1 protein-coding gene is annotated in these 224 nt (G+C 65.2%); it reads right to left on the reverse strand.

Annotated features, from left to right (window positions below; genetic code table 11):
- Positions 1–224 (reverse strand): hypothetical protein (locus tag ACLQ24_RS30765; protein ID WP_425895219.1); only part of this gene is annotated, 224 nt, incomplete at both ends.

Here is a 224-nt window from a genome sequence, read left to right on the forward strand (position 1 = left end):
GTGTCACCGGACGCGGGCGGATGTGGGCGGGAGTGGCGGCCGCCTTCTTGACCAGCGGTTTGGTGAAGCTTTCACCTTTGGTGATGGTGGTGGGGCCGTTGGTGATTAGCCAGATGTTGTCCAGATTCGCGCTGGTCGCCGTGGCAGGGGTGCCCGTGGCGTTGCCCGGGACGCGGTGCAGGATGGTGACGCCGTAAGTCTGTGACATCTGCTTGAGCGGCGCC

Origin of the sequence: Micromonospora sp. DT4 (assembly GCF_049841675.1) — a bacterium.
Classification (GTDB): domain Bacteria; phylum Actinomycetota; class Actinomycetes; order Mycobacteriales; family Micromonosporaceae; genus Micromonospora.